Here is a 20,999-nt window from a genome sequence, read left to right on the forward strand (position 1 = left end):
GCGACCCTACGGAGCGCGGCGGAACGCCTCGACGCGCCACCCGTCCCCGGTCTGCACCCAGCGGGTCTCACCGTGGACCCGTCCGCTGCCGCAGGCCTCCAGGCCGAGACCGGCGCAGACGGCGGCGACGCGGTCCGCCGCGTCGGCGTCGGTGCGCCGGACCGGGCCGTGGGCGAGGTCCTTGTCGACGGTGGTCACCAGGACGCCGCCGGGTCGCAGCACCCGCGCGGCCTCGGCCAGCACGGCGTCCGCGTCGGCGACCGGGAGCAGGTGCAGCAGCCAGACGACCGACACGGCCGGCACCGCGCCGTCCCGGAGCGGCAGGCGGCGGGCGTCGGCACGCACGACCCGGCCGGGCAGCCGTCGTACGGCGTGGCGGAGCATGCCCGCGCTCGCGTCGAGGACCAGCACCTCGCGACCCGTCGCGGCGAGGGCCGAGCCGACGCTGCCGGTGCCCCCGGCGACGTCGAGCAGCAGCCCGAGACCCGGCGCGAGGCGAGCGACCTCGGCGGCCACCGCGGCGGCCCGGGCGTCACCGCCGCGGGTCCCGTCGTAGTCGTCCGCCGCAGCGTCGTACCGCGCGGCGAGGTCGTCCATCGCCGGGGCGGTGGCTACTCGGCCGCGGCCAGCTGGCCGCAGGCGCCGTCGATCTCGCGGCCGCGGGTGTCGCGGACGGTGGTGGAGATGCCCTTGGCCTCGAGCCGGCGGACGAACTCGCGCTCGTCGGCGGGGTCCGAGGCGGTCCACTTCGAGCCGGGCGTCGGGTTGAGCGGGATCAGGTTCACGTGGACCCAGCCGCGGTCGCCGCGCTCGAGCAGGACGTCGGCGAGCAGGTCCGCGCGCCACGCCTGGTCGTTGATGCCGCGCATCATGGCGTACTCGATCGAGACCCGGCGGCCCGTGGTGCGGGCGTAGTCGGCGGCGGCGTCGACGGTCTCCCCCACCGACCAGCGGGTGTTGACCGGGACGAGGGTGTTGCGGAGCTCGTCGTCCGGGGCGTGGAGCGACAGCGCGAGGGTGACCGGGATGCCCTCCTCGGTCAGCTGGCGGATGCGCGGCACGAGGCCGACGGTCGAGACGGTCACGTTGCGCGCCGACAGCCCCAGACCCTCGGGCGCCGGCGAGACGAGCCGCCGTACGGCGCCGATGACGGCCTTGTAGTTGGCGAGCGGCTCCCCCATGCCCATGAACACGACGTTCGACAGGCGCCCGGGGCCGCCGGCGACGTCGCCGTTGCGCATGGCGCGGGCGGCGGAGACGACCTGGTCGACGATCTCGGCGGTCGACATGTTGCGCTGCAGGCCGCCCTGGCCGGTGGCGCAGAACGGGCAGGCCATGCCGCAGCCGGCCTGGGACGACACGCAGACCGTCGCACGGTCGGGGTAGCGCATCAGCACCGACTCGACGAGCGCGTTGTCGAACAGGCGCCACAGCGTCTTGCGGGTGGTCCCGCGGTCGGCCTCGAGGGTGCGGACGGGGGTCATCAGCGTCGGCAGCAGCTCGGCAACGAGGGCGTCGCGGGTGGCGGCGGGGAGGTCCGTCATCTCCGCCGCGTCGGCGACGAGGCGACCGAAGTAGTGGTGGCCCAGCTGCGCGCCACGGAACCCGGGCAGACCGGCCGCCTCGAGCGCGGCCTTCCGCTCCGGACCGGGGAGGTCGGCGAGGTGGCGCGGCGGCTTCGCGCGCCCGCGGGGCTCGGCGAAGACCAGCGGCAGCGGCTTCGGCTCGCTCGGCTGCGCCGTCTTCTCGGGTGCGGTCTGGGGTGCGGGGTCCGGCATGGTGGTCCCATCGTCCCACCCGCGGCGTCGTCCGCCCAAAGGCCGAGGTACGCCGAGTCGGCACGTCTGCGCACCCCCGGGGCCCCGAGTCGGCACGTCTGCGCACCCCTGGCGCCCCGAGTCGGCACGTCTGCGCACCCCTGGCGCCCCGTCGTACGGCGCTGCGGCGTCGCGCGGCGGTCACGCCGGAGGACCGGCCTGCGCAGACGTGCCGACTCGACGCCGTACAGCTGCTCAGACGTGCCGACTCGGCGGACCTCCGCTACACCAGGAAGATCAGGACCGCGAGGACGACGGCGGCGACGCCGACGACCACCACCGCGGACAGGCCCACCCCGAGCAGCATGTAGCGCCCGAAGGTGCGGGTCTGAGGGATGGCGGTGAGGAAGACCGGCACCAGGATCGCGGCGAGCAGCCACGCCAGGTCGACGCCGACCGAGTCGGCGATCGAGTCCGGGTCGGAGAGCCACACGTACAGGACGGGCAGACCGAGGATGTAGGCCATGCCGGTGAAGAACCCGGTCAGCGGCACCGCCACCGGACGGGCGGCGACGGACGACTCGTCCTCGCCGTCCCAGGAGTCGTCGTCCCAGGAGTCGCCGTCCCAGGAGTCGGGGTCCACGTCGTCCGCGGCCTCCGCCCTCCCGTCAGGACGGTCGGCGTACAGGTCGGGGCCGACGGCGCGCACGGTGCGGGTCCGGTCGTCGTCGCGCCGCGCACCGAACACCGGGTGGTCGTCGTCGGCGTCGTCGTCGGCGTCGACATCGGCGTCGACATCGGCGTCGGGCTGGTCGGCGACCGGGAGCCGTACGGCGGGCCGCTCGACGGTCTCGCCCCGCTCGAACGCGGTGTCCGGGCGGGCAGCCGGCCCGGGCTGCTCCGCGGGGTCCTCGCCGACGTGCTCGTCGTGCTCGTCGGGGGTGGGTCGGGCCGCCCGCCAGCCCGGGGGACGGCGACGCTGCGGGGAGGCCTGCTCGTTCACGCCGCCCAGCATCCCATCCCCGTCGCCCCGGGACCGACTCAGGACAGCGGGACCATGTCGGGCGCCCCGAGCCGGGCGGCGTCCGCGGTCTCGTCGTCGGGCATCTGCTGGCTCTCCCGCTCCGCGGCGACGCGGGCGCGGTAGTGCTCGATCTCGACGGACTTCTGCTCGTCGCTCCAGCCCAGCGGACCCGCCATCAGCTCCGCGACCTCCTCGACGGCCCCGACCCCGCGGTCGAAGGTCTCGATGGAGAGCCGGGTACGCCGGGTCAGGGCGTCGTCGACGTGGCGGGCGCCCTCGTGGGTGGCGGCGTACAGGATCTCGACGCGCAGGTGGTCGGGTGCGCCGGTCAGCGGCTCGGCCAGCGACGGGTCGTCGGCGACCATGTCGAGCAGCTCGTGGACCAGGGTCCCGTAGCGCTCGAGCAGGCTCTCGATGCGCGCCTCGTGGATGCCCGAGCGCTGGGCCAGGAGCTGCCGCGAGTTCCACAGGGCGTGATAGCCCTCGGCGCCGAGCAGCGGGACGTCCTCGGTGACGGACGCCGGCACGCGGCGGCCGGCGTGGGCCTCGAGACCGTGCACGGCCTCGTCGACGGCGTCCTTCGCCATCACCCGGTACGTCGTGTACTTGCCGCCGGCCACGACCACCAGGCCGGGCGCGGGGTGCGACACGGCGTGCTCGCGGGACAGCTTCGAGGTGGCGTCCGACTCCCCCGCCAGCAGCGGGCGCAGGCCGGCGTACACGCCCTCGACGTCGTCGCGGGTCAGCGGCTTCTCGAGCACGTTGTTGACGTGCTCGAGGATGTAGTCGATGTCGGCCTGGCTCGCCGCCGGGTGGGCCTTGTCGAGCTCCCAGTCGGTGTCGGTGGTACCGACGATCCAGTGGCGGCCCCACGGGATCACGAACAGCACCGACTTCTCGGTGCGCAGGATCATGCCGACCTCGGAGCGGATCCGGTCCTTCGGCACGACCAGGTGCACGCCCTTCGAGGCGCGGACGTGGAACGGGCGGGCCTGCCCGGCGAGGTCCTGGGTGTCGTCGGTCCACACGCCGGTCGCGTTCAGGACCTGGCGGGCGCGGATCGTGACGTGCTGGTCGTTCTCGAGGTCGTGGACGACCGCGCCGGTCACCCGCTCCCCCTCGCGGAGCAGCTCGACGACCCGTGCCCGGCTCGCCACGTGGGCGCCGTACGCCGCCGCGGTGCGGGCGATGAACATCGTGTGGCGGGCGTCGTCGACCTGGGCGTCGTAGTAGCGCAGCGCACCGACGAGCGCGTCCTTGCGGAGCGCGGGCGCGAGCTTGCGGGCGCCCCGGCGGGTCAGGTGCTTGTGCAGCGGGACGTCACCGGTGCCGGCGATGCGGCTCATGGCGTCGTACAGCGCGACGCCGGAGCCGACGTACCAGCGCTCCCAGCCGCGGTGGGTCAGCGGGTAGAGGAACGGGATGGGACGCACGAGGTGCGGGGCGAGCTTGTCGATCATCAGCCCGCGCTCCTTGAGCGCCTCCGCCACCAGGGCGAAGTCGAGCATCTCCAGGTAGCGGAGACCGCCGTGCATGAGCTTGCTGCTGCGGCTCGAGGTGCCGGACGCGAAGTCGCGGGCCTCGACGAGACCGACGGAGAGGCCGCGGGTCGCGGCGTCCAGCGCCGCGCCCGTGCCCACCACCCCTCCGCCGATCACCAGGATGTCGAGCTCGTCGGCCGCCATGGCGGCCAGGGAGTCCTCGCGTCGCTGCGGGGACAGGGGAACCGACCTCATCGTTCACGCCTCCTGTGGGTTGGTGGTGCGGAACAGCCGGTACCCGAACGAGGACCCCCTCGGGGGCCTCAGTCCACGTCGACCCAGTCGAGCGTGCGCTGGACGGCCTTCTTCCACTGGGCGTAACCCTCCTCGCGCTGCGAGTCATCCCACTGCGGCGACCAGCGCTTGCCCTCGTTCCAGTTCTCGCGCAGCTCGTCGGTGGACGACCAGAACCCGACGGCCAGGCCGGCGGCGTACGCCGCGCCGAGGCACGTCGTCTCGGCCAGCACCGGACGGGAGACCTCGACGCCCAGCACGTCGGCCTGGATCTGCATGCACAGCTCGTTGGCCGTGACGCCGCCGTCGACCTTGAGGACCTCGAGCTTCACCCCGGAGTCGGAGTGCATGGCGTCGGCCACGTCCTTCGACTGGTAGCAGATCGCCTCGAGCGTCGCCCGCGCCAGGTGGGCGTTGGTGTTGTAGCGCGACAGCCCGACGATCGCGCCGCGGGCGTCGGAGCGCCAGTACGGCGCGAACAGGCCGGAGAACGCCGGGACGAAGTAGACGCCGCCGTTGTCGTCGACCTGCCGGGCCAGGGACTCCGACTGCGCGGCACCGGAGATGATGCCCAGCTGGTCGCGCAGCCACTGGACCGCCGAGCCGGTGACCGCGATCGAGCCCTCGAGGGCGTAGACCGTCGGCTCGTCGCCGAACTTGTAGCAGACGGTGGTCAGCAGGCCGGCCTCCGAGCGGACCAGCTCGGTGCCGGTGTTGAGCAGCATGAAGTTGCCGGTGCCGTAGGTGTTCTTCGCCTCGCCGGGCGCAAAGCACACCTGGCCGACGGTCGCGGCCTGCTGGTCGCCGAGGATGCCGGTGAGCGGGACCTCGCCGCGGACGGGACCGTTGGTGAGCGTCGTGCCGTAGCTCTCGGGCTCCGAGGACGCCTTGATCTCCGGGAGCATCGCGCGCGGGATGTCGAACAGCGCGAGCAGCTCGTCGTCCCACTCGCAGGTCTCGAGGTCCATCAGCATCGTGCGGCTGGCGTTGGTCACGTCGGTGACGTGCACGCCGCCGTTGGTGCCGCCGGTGAGGTTCCAGACCACCCAGGAGTCGGTGGTGCCGAAGATGGCCTCGCCCCTCTCGGCCGCCTCGCGCACGCCGTCGACGTTCTCGAGGATCCACTGGATCTTGCCGCCCGCGAAGTACGTCGCCGGCGGGAGGCCGGCCTTGCGGCGGATGGTGTCCCCGTGGCCGTCGCGCTCCAGCTTGGAGGCGATGCGGTCGGTGCGGGTGTCCTGCCAGACGATCGCGTTGTACCAGGCCCGGCCGGTCTTGGGGTTCCAGACCACGGTGGTCTCGCGCTGGTTGGTGATGCCGATGGCCGCGAGGTCGGCGGCGCTCACGTTCGCCTTGTTCATCGCCTGCTGGATGACCGAGGACGTGCGCTCCCAGATCTCGATCGGGTCGTGCTCGACCCAGCCGGCCTTCGGCAGGATCTGCTCGTGCTCGAGCTGGTGGCGCGCCACCTCCTCGCCGGCGTGGTTGAAGATCATGAAGCGGGTGCTGGTCGTGCCCTGGTCGACGGCTCCGACGTAGTCAGCCATGGATGCCTCTCTCGTTCTCGGGTCTCGAGTGGTGCGGCGGTCTGCGGGTCTGCGGGTCTGCGGGTCTGCGGGTCTGCGGGTCTGCTGCGGGGTCAGGCGTTGGGGCGTGCCTCGCCGACGGCCGACCCCTCGTCCTCCGGCGCGGTGAGGTGGACCTCGATGAGGAACTTGAAGGCCGCGCCGCCGACGAGGCCGCCGATGAGCGGGGCGACGATCGGCAGCCAGAAGTAGATCGGTCCCTCGGCCGGCACGAACGCCTCGCCGTAGCCGGTGAGGAAGGCGGCGATGCGGGGCCCGAGGTCGCGGGCCGGGTTGATCGCGTAGCCGGCGTTGGCGCCGAACGCCATGCCGATCGCCACGACGAGCAGGCCCACGAACAGGGGCCCGATGTTCGCCAGCGGCGGGTTGTTCCACGCCGTGGTGAGGGCGAAGATCACGAAGACGAGGATCGCGGTGCCGACGATCTGGTCGACGAAGGCCGTCGTGATCGACACGGTGTCGCCGTTGGGCATCGCGCCGGGCGCGGTGAAGAAGATGCCCTGGGTGGCCGCGGTCGTGTCGGGGTCCACGGCGCCGATGAAGTCGGCGTACACGGCGCGCACGATGAGCGCGGCCACGAAGGCGCCGGCGAGCTGTGCCAGGCAGTAGGGGCCGACCTTGGCCCAGCTGAAGCCCTTGAACGCCGCGAGGGCGACGGTCACGGCGGGGTTCAGGTGCGCCCCGGAGAGCCTGGCGGCGGTGTAGACGCCGAGCGTCACCCCGATGCCCCAGGCCCAGTTGATCGACTGGTAGTCACCGCTCGCCCCTTGGGCGAGCACGACCTGCGCCACCACCCCGGTGCCGAACAGGATGAGGATCATCGTCCCCGCGAACTCGGCGCTCAGCTCGCCGATCAGTCCACCCTTGCGCATGGCGTCTCCGTTCCGGCGACACCTCGTTGTGTCGCGGGCCACACCCTTCCGCTCCCCGACCGGACGGTCAACCACCGCCCCGCCACCGCCGCCCGTGGCGTCTCAGGCGTCGAGGGACACCACGTCCGGCATGCCCCAGGAGCGCCACCGCGGCAGCAGCGTGCTGTCGACGGGCAGGCCGAGCAGGTGGGCCACGAGCAGGGTCCAGGAGGTCCCGTGGCCGACGAGCACCAGCGGGGCGGTCGGGTGCTCGGCCCGCAGCCGCTCGTACGCCGTCCGGACTCGCTCGCCGCAGGCCCGCAGGGGCTCCCAGCCGGGCACGGCCTGCGAGTCGGGGTCGGTGAACGCACGCGCCACGGCGTCGTCGAAGTCCTCCAGCCACCCGGCGTCGCGGTCGTGCTCGCGCAGGTCGTCGACGACCGCGACGGGTCCGCTGGTGAGCGCACGGGCGGTCTCCAGCGCCTTCATCTCCGGCGACGTGGCCCACACGGCGGCGGCGGGGACGCGGCCGGAGCTGCGGAGCTCGCGGACGGCGTCGACGTGGGCGTGGTCGAGACGCCAGCGCCGGGCGGGGACGGCGGGGTCGATGGCAGGCCGCCCGTGGCGGACGAGGTGCAGCACGGTGGGGCCGCTCAGAACACCAGGTAGTGCAGCAGCAGCCAGGTCGGCGCCGCGGTGGCCAGCAGGGAGTCCAGGCGGTCCATCAGGCCGCCGTGGCCGGGGATCACCTGGCTCATGTCCTTGACACCCAGGTCGCGCTTGATGACGGACTCCAGGAGGTCGCCCAGGGTGGCCATCACCCCGGCGATGGCGCCCAGCAGCATGCCGACCCACCAGTCGCCGTCCAGCAGGAACGTGACCAGCAGCCAGCCGGCGAAGGTCGAGAACGCCACGGAGCCGGCGAGGCCCTCCCACGACTTCTTCGGGGAGATGACGGGCGCCATCGGGTGGCGGCCGAACAGCACCCCGGCGACGTACCCGCCGGTGTCGGAGGCCACCGTCACCAGGATGAACACGATGATGGCCTGCACCCCGTGGTCGTCGAGCCCGGCGCCGGTGACACCGCCCTCGGCGAGCAGCAGGGCGACGAACGAGCCCAGGAAGGGGACGTAGACGAGGGTGAAGACCGCGGTGGAGGCGTTGGCGACGTAGCCCTCGATGCCCCGGCGCAGCAGCCAAAGCATGATGACCAGGGCGGTGACCGCGGTGACCGTGACGAGCACGTCCGCGCCGTACAGGTAGGCGACGACGACCATGACGACGCCACCGGCCATCAGGGGCTGCTCGGGCAGGTCGGCGCCGGTCTCGAGCAGCGCCCGGCGCAGCTCCCAGATCGCGACCACCACGGCGATCGCGACGATCACCATGAAGGCGGGCTTCCAGAACAGCAGCGACGCCGCGATCGCCCCCAGGAGCACGACCGCCGAGACGACGGCGGCGGGCAGGTTGCGCCCGGCGCGGCCGTGGTCCTTGACGGGGGCCTGTGTTCCGGGGGTCGACTGGTCGCTCATGGGCGGCGTGGCGGCGTCGGGAGGTCCTCAGACCTCCAGCAGCTCGGACTCCTTGTTCTTCAGCAGCTCGTCGATCTCGTCGGTGTGCTTCTTGGTCATGCCGTCGAGGCGCTTCTCGGCGCCGGTGACGTCGTCCTTGCCGACCTCGCCGTCCTTCTCGAGCTTCTCGAGGCTCTGCTTGGCGGTGCGGCGGATGTTGCGCACGGAGACGCGGCCGTCCTCGGCCTTGGCCCGGGCGACCTTGATGTACTCCTTGCGGCGCTCCTCCGTCAGCTCGGGGAAGTTGCAGCGCAGCACCTTGCCGTCGTTCGAGGGGTTCACGCCGAGGTCGGAGTCGCGGATCGCCCGCTCGACGTTGCTCATGGCGCCCATGTCGTAGGGCTGCACGAGGATCACCCGGGCCTCGGGGGCGGTGAACGACGCGAGCTGCTGCAGGGGCGTCGGGGAGCCGTAGTAGTCGACCATGATCTTGCTGAACATGCTCGGGTGCGCGCGGCCCGCGCGGATGGCCGCGAACTCCTCGCGGGTCGAGTCGACCGACTTGCTCATCTTGCCGTCGGCCTCGCGGAGGACGTCGTTGATCACCGGTGCTCCTTCTGGGTCTGTGTCGGGTGGGTGAGCGGGACGGATCGGGCGATCAGGTCCCGGCGGTCACCAGCGTCCCGATCCTCTCACCCCGGACGACGCGGAGGATGTTTCCCTCGGGCTCCATGCCGAACACCACCATCGGCAGGCCGTTCTCGCCGCAGAGGGCGAAGGCGGTCTGGTCCATGATCCGCAGCCCGCGGGACATCGCCTCGTCGTAGGTCACCTCGTCGAGCTTGACCGCGGCGGGGTCGAGACGCGGGTCGGCGGTGTAGACGCCGTCGACGCCGCTCTTCGCGACGAGGACGACGTCGCAGCGGCTCTCGAGGGCCCGCTGGACGGCGACGGTGTCGGTGGAGAAGAACGGCATGCCCATCCCGGCGCCGAAGATGACCACGCGCCCCTTCTCCATGTGGCGGATGGCGCGGCGCGGCACGTACGGCTCGGCGACCTGGCCCATGGTGATGGCGGTCTGGACCCGGGTCTCGACGCCCATCTTCTCGAGGAAGTCCTGGAGCGCCAGGCAGTTCATGACGATGCCGAGCATGCCCATGTAGTCGGCGCGGACACGGTCCATGCCGCGCTGCTGCAGCTCGGCGCCGCGGAAGAAGTTGCCGCCGCCCGTGACGACGGCGACCTGGGTGCCGGCCTCGTGGACCGAGGCGATCTCGCCGGCGATCTTCTGGACGACGTCGGGGTCGACGCCGACGCGACCGCCCCCGAACACCTCGCCGGACAGCTTGAGCAGGACACGCTGGTAGCCGCTCACGCGGACCTCCTGGGGTCGACTTGCACCGGACTCGGCACCGGACACGGCACGGCCGCCGGTCCCCGAGGGGAGCCGGCGGCCGCAGCCTTGCACACTCTGGGCGGGGCCTGCCTCAGGCGCCGACCTCGAAGCGCGCGAAGCGGGTCACGGTGGACCCGGCCTCGTCGAGCACCGTCTTGACGGACTTCTTGTTCTCCGTCACCGACGGCTGGTCGAGCAGCACGACGTCCTTGTAGAACGCGTTCACGCGACCCTCGGTGATCTTCGCGATCGCCTGCTCGGGCTTGCCCTCCTCGCGGGCGGTCGCCTCGGCGATGCTCCGCTCGTGCTCGACGACGTCCGAGGGGACCTCGTCGCGCGAGAGGAACTGCGGGCGCATCGCGGCGATCTGCATCGCGGCGGACCGCGCGGCCGCGTCGGAGCCGTCGTACTCGACCAGGACGCCCACGGCGGGCGGCAGGTCGGCGGCGCGACGGTGCAGGTAGGTCACGACCGAGCCGTCGAACCGGGCCACGCGGCCGAGCTCGATCTTCTCGCCGATCCTGACCGCGAGGCCCTCGACGAGCTCGCCGACGGTCTTGCCGTCGAGCTCGACCTTCGCCAGCGACTCGGTGTCGGTCGCGCCCGCGGCGTCGGCGGCCTCGGCGAAGCGCTGGGCGGCGCTGACGAGCTCGTCGCCCTTGGCGACGAAGTCGGTCTCGCACTTCAGCTCGACCAGCGCGTTGCCCGCGCCGGCGACGAGACCGGCGCTGGCCTCGCGCTCGGCGCCACGCTTGGCGGCCTTGGCGGCCCCTTTGACGCGGAGCACCTCGATGGCCTTCTCGAAGTCGCCGTCGGCCTCGGTGAGCGCCTTCTTGCAGTCCATCATCCCGGCGCTCGTGGCGTCACGGAGCTTCTTGACGTCGGCAGCGGTGAAGTCAGCCATGGTCCTTCTTCCTCTGGGTCATCGGGCGGGTCCTCGTACGGCGAGGACGGCTCGGGTGGGTCAGTCGGCCTTCGCGGGCTCGGGGGCCTCGGTCGACTCGGCAGCGGCCTCGGCGGGGGCGTCGGCAGCGGCCTCGGCGGGGGCGTCGGCGGGAGCACCCGCAGGCTCCGGCGCGGCGACCTCGGCGGACTCGGCGGCGGCACCGGTGGCCTCGGCGGCCGGGGTGTCACCGGCCTCGCCGGAGGTGGCGGCGGTCGCGGCCTTCTCGGCGTCGCCGGCCAGGAGCTCGCGCTCCCACTCGGCCAGCGGCTCCTCGGCGGTGCCGGACTGGGCCTCGCCGCCCTCGCGGGCGCCGGAACGGGCGATGAGGCCCTCGGCGACGGCGTCGGCGATGACGCGGGTCAGCAGGCCCACCGCGCGGATGGCGTCGTCGTTGCCCGGGATCGGGAAGTCGACCTCGTCCGGGTCGCAGTTGGTGTCCAGGATGCCGATGATCGGGATCCGGAGCTTGCGGGCCTCCTCTACGGCGAGGTGCTCCTTCTTGGTGTCGACGACCCAGACGGCGGCGGGCGTGCGGCCCATGTCGCGGATGCCGCCCAGGGTGCGGTCGAGCTTGTCGCGCTCACGCTTGAGCTGCAGGAGCTCCTTCTTGGTGCGGCCCGACCCGGCGACGTCGTCGAAGTCCAGCTCGTCCAGCTCCTTGAGCCGGTTGATCCGCTGGTGCACGGTCTGGAAGTTGGTGAGCATGCCGCCGAGCCAGCGCTGGTTCACGTAGGGCATGCCCACGCGGGTGGCCTGCTCGGCGATGGCCTCCTGGGCCTGCTTCTTCGTGCCGACGAACATGATGCTGCCGCCCTTGGCGACCGTGTCCTTGATGAAGGCGAAGGAGCGGTCGATGTAGGCCAGCGACTGCTGCAGGTCGATGATGTAGATGCCGTTGCGGTCGGTGAGGATGAACCGCTTCATCTTCGGGTTCCAGCGACGGGTCTGGTGACCGAAGTGGACGCCGCTCTCGAGGAGCTGGCGCATGGTGACGACTGCCATGGTGGTGCCTCTTCCTGGGCGGGGCCGCCGGCCGCGCTGACGCGCGGGAGGCTCCCCTGTAGTTCTCGGTTTGTCGCCGCCGACGGTCGTCGGTGGCCCTGACGCTCGCGCGCGACCCCACCCGCCTCCCGACACGGGGTCGGGTCGCGGGACCTGGAGGTCGTCGCCCACGGGAGACCGGGACCCGGGGGCCCCGTCGCGGTCTGCGAGCGTGCGAAGTCAGCCCACGCGGGGCTGCTGACGCCAGCGTAGTCCAGCCCGTCGGACGGTCCTAATCAGGTGGAGACAGCCCCCGGGGCCCGATTCCGTCCCCACGACCCGCGGCCGTCGCGCTCGTCCACAGGCTGTGGCAGCCCCCACCGCGGCCGGCGCCCCGGCGCGTGGACTGGGCGGATGAGAAGACGACTGCTGCCCCTCGTGCTCGGCGTGCTCGCCCTGGTCCTGCTGGGCTCACCGCCCGCCGCGGCGGCCCGCTCGGCGGACGCGGTGCCCGTCGGCACCTGGCCCCTGCCGGGCGTCCCCGAGGTCGTCGCCTCCTTCGACCCGCCGACGACGCCGTACGGGCGGGGGCACCGCGGGGTCGACCTCGCGGGGTGGGTGGGTGCGCCGGTGCGGGCCGCCCTGCCGGGCACCGTGACGTACGCCGGCTCGCTGGCCGGGCGTGGTGTCGTCGTCGTGGACCACGGGCCGACGCGGACGACGTACCAGCCGGTGGCCGCGTCGGCCGCGGTCGGCGACGTCGTCGGGGCCGGCGCGGTGATCGGCCACCTCGCCGCCGCCGGCAGTCACTGCGCGCCGCGGGCCTGCCTGCACTGGGGCTGGATCGAGGGCGAGACCTACCTCGACCCGCTGCTGCTGGTCGGCGCCGGCCCGGTGCGGCTGCTCCCGCTGGACGGCCTGCCGGCCCCGGCGCCCTGGCAGCCCCTGACGACGTGGTGGTCGGCGCAGGCTCAGGCGCGCGGGTGGGCCTGGCGGTAGGCGCGGCGCAGCCGGTCGGTCGTCACGTGGGTGTAGCGCTGCGTCGTGGCCAGCGAGGCGTGGCCCAGGAGCTCCTGGACGCTGCGGAGGTCCGCCCCGCCCTCGAGCAGGTGGGTGGCCGCGGAGTGCCGCAGGCCGTGCGGGCCGATGTCGGGGGCGCCGGGGACCTCGGCGATCCGGCGGTGCACCAGCGTGCGGACGGCGCGCTGGTCGAGGCGGCCGCCGCGGGTGCCGAGGAGGAGCGCCGGGCCGGAGGTGGGGGTGGCGAGCCGGGGACGGCCGGTCCGCAGCCAGGCGGCGAGGGCCCGCTCGGCGGGCTGGCCGAACGGCACCGTCCGTTCCTTGCGGCCCTTGCCCAGGACCCGCAGGACGCGGCGGCCGCCGTCCACGTCGTCGACGTCGAGGCCGCACAGCTCCCCGACGCGGACCCCCGTGGCGTACAGCAGCTCGAGGACGGCGACGTCGCGCAGGCCCGTCGGGGAGTCGTCCACCACGGCGTCGACCGCGGCGCGGATCAGGTCGGAGGCCTCGTGGGCGCTGAGCACCGCGGGCAGCGTCTGGTGGGCCCGCGGGGAGGCGAGCGCGGCCCCCGGGTCGGACGCCGTCCGCCCCGTGCGGGCCAGCCAGGCGGTGAAGACCCGGGCGGCCGTCGCCCGGCGGGCCAGCGTCGTCCGCGCCTTGCCGGTGCTCTGCTGCAGCGCGAGCCAGCTGCGCAGCGTGCGCAGGTCGAGGTCCGCCGGGGCGTCGCGCCCCATCCGGCGGGCGTGCTCGAGGAGGCCCGCGACGTCCGCCAGGTAGGCCCGGGCCGTGTGGGCGCTGACGTCCCGCTCGGCGACGAGGTGGCGCTCGTAGTCGGCGAGGACCTCGCACATGGCCTCGGACAGGCCCTCCGGGCCCCCCAGACCCTCCGCCCCGCCGGGGGTCCGGTCGTCCGCCGCCGACTCGCTCACCCGGCGAGGCTAGGCCGCACCGGCCCCGGGGCGGGGGTGCCGCGCCTGTCGGACGCCGTCAGTCCATCGCGAGCGGACCCAGCCGCCAGCCGTGCTCGTCGCGCTCGACGTGGCCGCCCTCCTCGAGCCGGGCGAGCGTGCCCTGCACCTCGACGACCCCGAGGCCCGCGGCCCGGGCGACGGAGTCGGCGCGTGCCCCCTGGCCGACGGGGACGCCGTCGAGCACCTGCCGCTGCCGGGCGGTCAGCCGGTCGCGGGGACGGTCCGGTGCCCGCGGCACCGTCACGAGGTGCTCCCCCGCGACGCCGAGGACCTCCAGCACGTCCTCGCCGCACGTCACGAGCGTCGCCGCCCCCTCCCGCACGAGCTGGTGCACCCCGGCGGAGGAGGCGCTGGTCACCGGCCCCGGCACCCCGAGGACGGGGCGCAGGAGGCGACCGGCCCAGTTCGCGGTGTTGAGGGCCCCGCTGCGCACGGCGGCCTCGACGACCACCGTGCCGGTCGTCATCGCCGCGATGAGGCGGTTGCGGGCCAGGAAGCGGATGCGCTGCGGCGCGGCGCCCGGCGGGGCCTCCGAGACCACGGCACCCTCCCGCGCCAGGTGGGCGAGCAGCCGCTCGTGGCCGCGGGGGTAGACACGGTCGGCACCGCAGGCCAGCACCGCCACGGTCCGTCCCTCGGCCGCCAGGGCACCGGTGTGGGCGCGGTAGTCGATCCCGAACGCCGCTCCCGACACGACGGTCCTGCCGGCGGCCGCCACGGTGGCGGCGAGGTCGGCGGCCACCACGTTGCCGTACGACGTCGACGAGCGCGCGCCGACCACGGCGACGGCGCCCGCGACCTCGTCGAGCCGCAGCGGGCCCCGGACCCACAGGCCGAGGGGCGGCCCGCCCCGCTCCTGCACGGAGGAGACGCCGGCCAGGTCGTCGAGGCCCGGCGGCCACTCGGGGTCGCCCGGGATGACGAAGCGCAGGCCGAGGCGGTCCGCCCGCTCCAGCTCCTGGACGCCGTCGGTCGCGCTGAGCCGGGCTCCGTAGTCGGTGCGGACACCGGCGAGGTCGCGCTCGTTGCTGAGCGCGGTGTGCATCTGCACCCCGCCGATCTCGGCGACCAGGCCGGTGCAGCGGGTGTCACCCGGCTCGAAGACCCGGCTTAGCTCGGCGCGGGCGACCCGCTCGGCCTCGAGGTCGACCGCGGCGGGGGCGTCCGCCGTCACCGGGCACCCGCCGGGAGCCCGGGACCGGTGCTGAGCAGCGGCTCGCCGGTCCGCAGCCGCAGGGCCACCTCGACCTCGGCGCGGTCGGGCACCACGTCCGCGCCGGAGCGCACCGAGGCCAGGTCGGCGACGGTCCAGGCGAGGCGGTGCACCCGGGCGCCCCCGCGGCTCGACAACCGACCGCTGAAGACGGCCTCGCGCAGCAGGGCGGTGGCCTCGTCGCCGAGCGGGTAGTCGTGGGCAAGCCTCGTGCCGGGGGCCTGGCCGTTGAGGCGCCAGCTCTCGGCGGCGTACCGGCGCACCTGGCGCGCCCGCGCCGCCGCCACCCGGGCGCGCACCTCCGCGGAGGTCTCGACCACCGCGAACGGGTCGACCTCCCCGCGGCGCAGGGGCTCGACGTGGCGGGTGACGTCGATGCGGTCGGCCACGGGGCCGGTGACCCGGGAGCGGTAGGCGCGGCGCTTCACCTCGGTGCAGTCGCACCGGTCGAGCGCCGGGCTGTGGTGGTACTTCCCGCAGGGGCAGGGGTTGCTGGCCAGCACGACCATCCCGCCCGCGGGGAGGCGCACCGACTCGTCGCTGCGCGCGATGGTCACGTCGCCGCTCTCGAGCGGCTCCCGCAGCGCCTCGATGACGTCCGCGCGGAACAGCGGGAACTCGTCGAGGAACAGGACACCGGCGTGGGCACGGCTGATCTCCCCGGGACGGACCTGGCCGCTGCCGCCACCGATCAGGCTGGCCTTGCTGGCGTCGTGGTGGGGCGCCGAGAACGGCGCGCGCACCAGCCGCCCGTCGCCGGGCTCCAGCGCCCCGGCGAGCGAGTGGATGGCGGTGAGCTCGAGCGACTCCTCCGCGGTCAGCGGCGGCAGGATCGTGGGGATCCGCTCCGCGATGCTGGTCTTGCCCGCGCCCTTCGGGCCGGACAGCAGCAGGTGGTGGGCGCCGGCGGCGGCGACCTCGACGGCGTACTTGACGTCGGCGAGGCCGTGCAGGTCGGCGAGGTCCACCTCGTCGAGGCGTCGCTCGGTCCGCCACGAGAGCAGCCGGGTGCCCGACATCGGCGCGACGGGCTCGGCCTCGGGCGGCTCCTCCCCCGTCAGGCAGGCGACGACCTGGGCGAGCGAGCGCACGCCGAGCACCGTCGTCCCCGGCACCATCGCCGCCTCACCGGCCTGCGGCTCGGGCACGAAGACCCGTCGCAGGCCCCGGTCGGCGGCGGCCAGGACCATCGGGAGCACCCCGGGCACCGACCGCAGGCCGCCGTCGAGGGTGAGCTCGCCGATGAAGACGGTGCCGTCGAGGCACGCGGGCGGGACCGTGCCGGACGCGCCGAGGATCGCGGTCGCGATGGCGAGGTCGAATGCCGCGCGGTGACACGTCTACGTGTCGGCCCGCACAGGTGTGACAGCACCTGACGGGCCTAGGCACTAGCCCCCAAGGAGGGCCAGCACCATGACCGCACTCTGCACCACCCCACCGATCCGCCCGACCTTCGACGTCTGCCCGCCCTGGTGTGCCGGCCACCAGGACGGCTACCAGCGCTGGGAGCAGCACAACGACGGCACCATCCGTCGATACCACGACGATCACGGCGTCGTGGTCGGCGACGTCACCGTGACCGTCGGTGTCGAGGAGGTGCTCGAGCAGGGTCTGCAGGCGCCCCGCGTCAACGTCACGCTCGAGAACCTCGACAACAGCGACTTCACCGAGCTGGCCGACGGTGACGCCCACGAGCTCGGCATGGCGATCGTCCGCGCAGCCGACACCGCCCGCCGGTTTCGTCTCGCCCAGGAGGCTGGCCGATGAGCACCACAGCCGTCCGCGTCTGGTGCCCGGACTGGTGCACCGTGACCGAGCAGACCCACCTGGATGACCTCCGCAACAACGATGGCGAGGTCATCCACAGCAGCGACGACTTCGGCCACGTCGACAGCGAGGACTACGCCCTCTCAGCCATCGGCTCCCCCGACGGGGTCCTGCGCCCCGAGGACCCCTCGCACGCCCTGGTCATGTGCATGGCCGGCAATGGCGAGCTCGTCCACCCCGACGACATGGAGCGCCACGCCCGCGCGCTACTCGACATGGTCGCACGCGCCCGCAGTAGGCAGAGGGAGCGTCAGGATGACCCTGGCAGTCACTGAAGAGCGTTTACGGCTCACTGCTTGCTCATTCGCGGGGCACGCACGACTGATGGACATTCAGACGGGCAAGTACGACCCGCTGACTCACCTCGCCGACGAACGTTTCGCCGGCGTGAGACTCCGGTGGGGCCCCACAGGCGAAGGACGGTGGGCCACCACACAGTGGTGGACGACCGAGGCCGGCACCCCGATGGGCACCATCACCCTCCGACGAGGACTGACCTCCGCTGAGACGCGCTCGACCTTGGCTCACGAACTTGTCCACGTCGAGCGCGGCCCCTGCGCCACGACCGAGGCAGCCACCGACGAACTAGTCGCTCTCGACGAGGGCATCACGGACTTCGTGGCCGCCGCTCGCCTGCTACCGACCGCTGCTCTGGCAGGCCTGAGCGAGGGCGTCGCCCATCGCGGTGTCGAAACCGTCGCCCTCGAGTTAGAGGTCGACGTCCGCACCGTCGAGGTCGGGATAGCGCTCGCCGCAGCGGCAGCCGCCTGGGCTGACGCAGATGGAGACGCATGAACGCCAACTTGCTCCCTCTGCGAGCTCCACCATCAGCCCGCCCCACACCGGGGCGGGCTGACTCCGCGTCTGAACCCGCCAAGTGGCGGCTTCATCCCGACCCCGAGAGGCACCATGACCGACCAACCCACACCTGCGGGATATCCCGCAGCCGAGCCCGCCGTCGAGATCGTCGAGGTCTCCCCCGCGCTCGCCGAGACCTGGCTGAGCCGCAACCCGAACAACCGGAACCTGCGCCGGCCCGTGGTCGACGGCTACGCCCGCGACATGGAAGCCGGACGCTGGCGCCTGAACGGCGAGACGGTGAAGTTCTCCGCCGACGGCCAGCTCTTCGACGGTCAGCACCGCCTCAACGCCATCGTCCAGGCAGGCGCCACCGTGCCGATGGTCATCGTGCGCGGCCTGACCCCCGACGTGATGCCCACCGTCGATGCCGGCGCCAAGCGCACCTACTCCGACGCCCTCAAGCTCACCGGCGAGGAGAACACCGCCACCCTCGCCGCGGTCTGCCGACGAGCGGTGATGTGGGAGCGCGGGATGCGCACCAACACCGGAGCCATCAGGCCCACGCCGCTCGAGATGGACGACTGGCTCACCCGCCACCCCGAGATCCGCAACAGCGCAGACCTCGCCAACCGCCTGGCCTCCCGCGAGCGCCTACCCGCATCTGTCATCGGGCTCTGTCACTGGCTGTTCAGCGAGCTCGACGGCGACGCAGCAACGACCTTCTTCCTCCGCGTCGCAGACGGCGATGGCCTCGCCGCCACCGACCCCATCGCCGTGCTGCGCAACCGCGTCACCCGGCTGCGGCTGTCCGGCGGACGCATCAACGAGACCGAGGGGTTAGCTCTCACCATCCGGGCATGGAACGCCCACCGCGACGGCGAGACCCGAACCAAGCTGCAGATGCCGCGGGGCGGGCTCACGAACGAGAACTTCCCGGTGCCGCGGTAACTGTCAGCGTAGCCCTACGACCAGTAGGTAGGTCGCAGGTAGGCACGGTCGCGCCCTTCAACACGCTCCGGGAACTGAGCACCGCGGATCTTCGACGCATTGATGTGGAAAGAGGCATCCGTCGCCGCGGCTAGGTCGGCCGAGTAGCGGGCCGGCGGGAAGGCAGCCACTACTCGAAGACCCTCCTCCTGCGCCTTCACCGCGCGCACGGCGGGAACCATGTCGCTGTCCCCGGTGACGAGCAGCGCCGTCTGAAACGCATGATTGTGCGCATCGGAGAGGACTTGCACGCAGAAGTTGACGTCGCTCTGCTTCTCCTCGTAGGCGCGCCAGGTGTCATGGCACCCGTAGCACTCGATGGTCTGCTCCTGGAAGCGTCCGAGGACCACCTCGACCCCGGTTGCTCGCAAGGCCCCCAGGTAGGCGGACTGACGTTGTTGAGAGTCGGGAGCGTTGCGCACGGGGGCGCTGAAGTACTTCACTCCGAGTAGGCGCTGGTCACGTCGGAGCAGGCTGTTGGCGAGCGCCATGAGATCGAGCCACAGCAGCCGACGACCGAACTTTTCCCTCACCCCGTGGTACAGGTTGAACCCGTCGACATAGACGATCGTGCCCGCGACGCGCTGCGAGAGTTGAAGCGGGGTCGCCGTTGCGCTACGTTGTGAAGACCCCGCCAGCGGCTCGCCCGTTGGCTCAACGGCCTCCTTCGGGAGGCCGTTTCTTTTTGTGTCACTCATCCGCCTGCCCCTCAGGTGGGTCTCCTCGCCACTCGCGAGGCGCGAAAGTGTCGCCAGGGAGGGTCTGCACTCGCCCAGCCTTGGCCGCGCGGTTCAGGGCATTGCCTACTGCATTGCGTGGGTTGGCCCAGCTCTTGGGGAAGCCGATATGAACCTCGAAAGCATTGACGATCTGGTCGCGAGTCATGGGCTCGGTGGCCTGGTTGACCAGTGTCGCAACAAGGTCGGTTGATCTGATCCGTCGCTTCTTCGGCGTTGAGGTTGAGGACGGAGCCCCTGGCTCGCGGGCGTCGCCCTCGTCGTCCTGCTCGTTGGACGCATCTTCCAACGCGGCCTCCTGCTGGGACCGCTCCTCAACTCCGGGGGCGAGACTAAGCCGGCGGAAGCCTGTGATGACGGCGTCGAGGTCTCGCAGGCGACCTTCGACTTCCTCAAGCTGACGATGCAGTTCGCCAAGGCGCGCCCGAGCTGCGGCGCGCTCGGAGCGCAGCGCCTCCCAGGCCTCACCGAACACCTCGCCACTTGTCATGCGACACACCATACACCTCATGTCATCCGACACGATCGATGAGATGAGGGCTGTCATGCGAACATATGTTCGACGACATGGAGACGTCAAGCCGATTTTTCGAACATCTGATCTAGTGTTTGCTTGTGCCGACAGCGAACCTGTTTCCTCGCCACGTCTGGCTCGTCGACGAGGCCACCAACAGCCGCAAGGCGCCGATGATCGCCCTACTCCTCGAGGTGCGGCGCATCGAGAACGACGGGCCGGCGCACTCCCGCGCGGCCGAGCCCCACTGGCGGGGGCTCGTCGCCGTCGCCTACCCGGGTGGCGGGATGCGCGTGTGGTGGGAGCGGACTGAGGTGCTGATGCCGTTTGAGGCGTGGCCGGCGCCCGTCTGACTATGGAGCGCGCGAGGCCCGCTCCCCCCGGACTCGGGCCCCGCGCGCGCACCGAATTTAGGACAGCAGCGAGTTAGTTGCATAGAGCACAAACATGCCCAAAACCCGCCGCCTTGTACCCCCATCGCGCCTGCAAGTTGAGCTTGACGGACCGTCGTCGTCGACGGCGGAAGAGCTTGGGCGAGCCAGTTGGACAAGCGGGTGCAACTTCGGGTCGCGCCACCGTCGCGCCGTTAGGGTCGCGGCCATGCCGGGCCAACGGTTGACCTACCGCGAGGCCGCGCGACGCCTCGGCGTGGGTGAAGCCACCGTGCGCACTCTGCTGCGCCACGGCGTCCTAGAGCAGACTCCCCCGCCGGCCGACAGGTCACGACGAGTGAAGGCCCACGCCTCGATCCACGTCGACTCCCTCGACCGAGCTCGGGCATGGCTAGTAGAGCGTGAGACCGACCGGGCCGAACGGGAACGGCGCCGCGAGCAGCACGGCAACCCGCCCGACTACGACCACGTCTGGCTCGACACCGCCACCGTGGCTGCGATGGCTGGGCTCACCGTGAACTGGGTGACCTGGCAGATCCGTGAGGAGCGGATGCCGGCGACGTTCCACGGCGGTCAGTACTGGGTCAGGCGGGAGCACGCCGAAGTGATCGTGGCGGCGCGGGCGTTCGCCGAGCGGGCCGACCGCAGACCTCCGGCCTGAGCTGTTGTGTGTCAGCCAGCCGACACAACTAGCCCTGAACACCAGGCTG

24 protein-coding genes and 1 pseudogene are annotated in these 20,999 nt (G+C 72.5%); 7 read left to right on the forward strand and 18 right to left on the reverse strand.

Annotation, left to right across the window (positions count from 1 at the left end; translation table 11 throughout):
• Nucleotides 1-6: 6 nt before the first annotated feature.
• From Q0858_RS19345 to rpsB, 12 genes are all read right to left on the reverse strand, one after another.
• On the reverse strand, nt 7-597 hold the full coding sequence (locus Q0858_RS19345) for a class I SAM-dependent methyltransferase (RefSeq protein WP_299057910.1): 591 nt from the start codon (nt 595-597) through the stop codon (nt 7-9).
• Nucleotides 598-611: 14 nt separating this feature from the next.
• The gene (gene rlmN, locus Q0858_RS19350) at nt 612-1,778 is read right to left on the reverse strand and encodes a 23S rRNA (adenine(2503)-C(2))-methyltransferase RlmN (RefSeq protein WP_299057912.1); all 1,167 of its coding nucleotides are present in this window, start codon (nt 1,776-1,778) and stop codon (nt 612-614) included.
• Between the two features lie 262 nt (nt 1,779-2,040).
• Nucleotides 2,041-2,760, reverse strand: a complete 720-nt coding sequence (locus tag Q0858_RS19355; protein WP_299057914.1) for a hypothetical protein — start codon at nt 2,758-2,760, stop codon at nt 2,041-2,043.
• Between the two features lie 38 nt (nt 2,761-2,798).
• On the reverse strand, nt 2,799-4,517 hold the full coding sequence (locus tag Q0858_RS19360) for a glycerol-3-phosphate dehydrogenase/oxidase (protein WP_299057916.1): 1,719 nt from the start codon (nt 4,515-4,517) through the stop codon (nt 2,799-2,801).
• Nucleotides 4,518-4,585: 68 nt separating this feature from the next.
• Nucleotides 4,586-6,103 carry a glycerol kinase GlpK gene (gene glpK, locus Q0858_RS19365; RefSeq protein WP_299057918.1) on the reverse strand — a complete coding sequence of 506 codons (1,518 nt, stop codon included), beginning with the start codon at nt 6,101-6,103 and terminating at the stop codon, nt 4,586-4,588.
• Between the two features lie 92 nt (nt 6,104-6,195).
• Nucleotides 6,196-7,014, reverse strand: a complete 819-nt coding sequence (locus Q0858_RS19370; RefSeq protein ID WP_299057919.1) for an MIP family channel protein — start codon at nt 7,012-7,014, stop codon at nt 6,196-6,198.
• A gap of 102 nt (nt 7,015-7,116) precedes the next feature.
• Nucleotides 7,117-7,635, reverse strand: coding sequence for a histidine phosphatase family protein (locus Q0858_RS19375; RefSeq protein ID WP_299057920.1), 519 nt, complete (start codon nt 7,633-7,635; stop codon nt 7,117-7,119).
• A gap of 11 nt (nt 7,636-7,646) precedes the next feature.
• Nucleotides 7,647-8,525 (reverse strand): phosphatidate cytidylyltransferase, encoded by an 879-nt coding sequence (locus tag Q0858_RS19380; RefSeq protein ID WP_299057921.1) that lies wholly within the window; start codon nt 8,523-8,525, stop codon nt 7,647-7,649.
• A gap of 27 nt (nt 8,526-8,552) precedes the next feature.
• Nucleotides 8,553-9,107 (reverse strand): ribosome recycling factor, encoded by a 555-nt coding sequence (gene frr / locus Q0858_RS19385; RefSeq protein WP_299057978.1) that lies wholly within the window; start codon nt 9,105-9,107, stop codon nt 8,553-8,555.
• A 55-nt stretch (nt 9,108-9,162) separates the two neighbouring features.
• Complete coding sequence (gene pyrH / locus Q0858_RS19390) at nt 9,163-9,879, reverse strand: UMP kinase (RefSeq protein ID WP_299057923.1); 717 nt, start codon at nt 9,877-9,879, stop codon at nt 9,163-9,165.
• Between the two features lie 112 nt (nt 9,880-9,991).
• Nucleotides 9,992-10,804 (reverse strand): translation elongation factor Ts, encoded by an 813-nt coding sequence (gene tsf, locus Q0858_RS19395; protein ID WP_299057925.1) that lies wholly within the window; start codon nt 10,802-10,804, stop codon nt 9,992-9,994.
• 60 nt (nt 10,805-10,864) lie between these two features.
• Nucleotides 10,865-11,848 carry a 30S ribosomal protein S2 gene (gene rpsB / locus Q0858_RS19400; protein WP_299057927.1) on the reverse strand — a complete coding sequence of 328 codons (984 nt, stop codon included), beginning with the start codon at nt 11,846-11,848 and terminating at the stop codon, nt 10,865-10,867.
• A 393-nt stretch (nt 11,849-12,241) separates the two neighbouring features.
• Here rpsB and Q0858_RS19405 point away from each other — a divergent pair, with 393 nt between their 5' ends.
• Nucleotides 12,242-12,826: a M23 family metallopeptidase gene (locus Q0858_RS19405; protein ID WP_299057928.1), complete on the forward strand. Its 585-nt coding sequence runs from the start codon at nt 12,242-12,244 to the stop codon at nt 12,824-12,826.
• Here the strand turns inward: Q0858_RS19405 and Q0858_RS19410 are convergent.
• The 4 genes and pseudogenes from Q0858_RS19410 to Q0858_RS19425 form a co-directional block, all read right to left on the reverse strand.
• Nucleotides 12,799-13,698 (reverse strand): tyrosine recombinase XerC, encoded by a 900-nt coding sequence (locus Q0858_RS19410; RefSeq protein WP_299057980.1) that lies wholly within the window; start codon nt 13,696-13,698, stop codon nt 12,799-12,801. The genes Q0858_RS19405 and Q0858_RS19410 overlap by 28 nt on opposite strands.
• 136 nt (nt 13,699-13,834) lie before the next feature.
• On the reverse strand, nt 13,835-14,992 hold the full coding sequence (dprA, locus tag Q0858_RS19415; RefSeq protein WP_299057930.1) for a DNA-processing protein DprA: 1,158 nt from the start codon (nt 14,990-14,992) through the stop codon (nt 13,835-13,837).
• Nucleotides 14,989-16,149 (reverse strand): ATP-binding protein, encoded by a 1,161-nt coding sequence (locus tag Q0858_RS19420; protein WP_366916027.1) that lies wholly within the window; start codon nt 16,147-16,149, stop codon nt 14,989-14,991. Before Q0858_RS19420 ends, dprA begins: the two co-directional genes overlap by 4 nt.
• A 33-nt stretch (nt 16,150-16,182) precedes the next feature.
• Nucleotides 16,183-16,347, reverse strand: a pseudogene (locus Q0858_RS19425) (magnesium chelatase domain-containing protein); the annotation flags it as partial.
• Between the two features lie 97 nt (nt 16,348-16,444).
• Between Q0858_RS19425 and Q0858_RS19430 the strand changes: the two are divergent.
• The 4 genes from Q0858_RS19430 (at nt 16,445) to Q0858_RS19445 (ending at nt 18,607) form a co-directional block, all read left to right on the forward strand.
• Nucleotides 16,445-16,798: a hypothetical protein gene (locus Q0858_RS19430; RefSeq protein ID WP_299057932.1), complete on the forward strand. Its 354-nt coding sequence runs from the start codon at nt 16,445-16,447 to the stop codon at nt 16,796-16,798.
• Nucleotides 16,795-17,133, forward strand: a complete 339-nt coding sequence (locus Q0858_RS19435; RefSeq protein WP_299057933.1) for a hypothetical protein — start codon at nt 16,795-16,797, stop codon at nt 17,131-17,133. The genes Q0858_RS19430 and Q0858_RS19435 overlap by 4 nt, the downstream gene beginning before the upstream one ends.
• 49 nt (nt 17,134-17,182) lie before the next feature.
• Complete coding sequence (locus tag Q0858_RS19440; RefSeq protein ID WP_299057935.1) at nt 17,183-17,653, forward strand: hypothetical protein; 471 nt, start codon at nt 17,183-17,185, stop codon at nt 17,651-17,653.
• A gap of 114 nt (nt 17,654-17,767) precedes the next feature.
• Complete coding sequence (locus Q0858_RS19445) at nt 17,768-18,607, forward strand: hypothetical protein (RefSeq protein WP_299057937.1); 840 nt, start codon at nt 17,768-17,770, stop codon at nt 18,605-18,607.
• 14 nt (nt 18,608-18,621) lie between these two features.
• On the opposite strand, the gene Q0858_RS19450 is transcribed toward Q0858_RS19445, so the two are convergent.
• Nucleotides 18,622-19,344: an NYN domain-containing protein gene (locus Q0858_RS19450; RefSeq protein ID WP_299057939.1), complete on the reverse strand. Its 723-nt coding sequence runs from the start codon at nt 19,342-19,344 to the stop codon at nt 18,622-18,624.
• Complete coding sequence (locus Q0858_RS19455) at nt 19,337-19,873, reverse strand: hypothetical protein (RefSeq protein ID WP_299057941.1); 537 nt, start codon at nt 19,871-19,873, stop codon at nt 19,337-19,339. Before Q0858_RS19455 ends, Q0858_RS19450 begins: the two co-directional genes overlap by 8 nt.
• Before the next feature lie 125 nt (nt 19,874-19,998).
• On the opposite strand from Q0858_RS19455, the gene Q0858_RS19460 reads away from it, so the two are divergent.
• On the forward strand, nt 19,999-20,250 hold the full coding sequence (locus Q0858_RS19460) for a hypothetical protein (protein WP_299057943.1): 252 nt from the start codon (nt 19,999-20,001) through the stop codon (nt 20,248-20,250).
• 247 nt (nt 20,251-20,497) lie between these two features.
• The gene (locus tag Q0858_RS19465; RefSeq protein WP_299057945.1) at nt 20,498-20,950 is read left to right on the forward strand and encodes a hypothetical protein; all 453 of its coding nucleotides are present in this window, start codon (nt 20,498-20,500) and stop codon (nt 20,948-20,950) included.
• The last annotated feature ends 49 nt before the right edge of the window (nt 20,951-20,999 follow it).

Source organism: uncultured Nocardioides sp. (assembly GCF_947489365.1).
In the GTDB taxonomy this organism is placed as follows: Bacteria; Actinomycetota; Actinomycetes; order Propionibacteriales; family Nocardioidaceae; genus Nocardioides.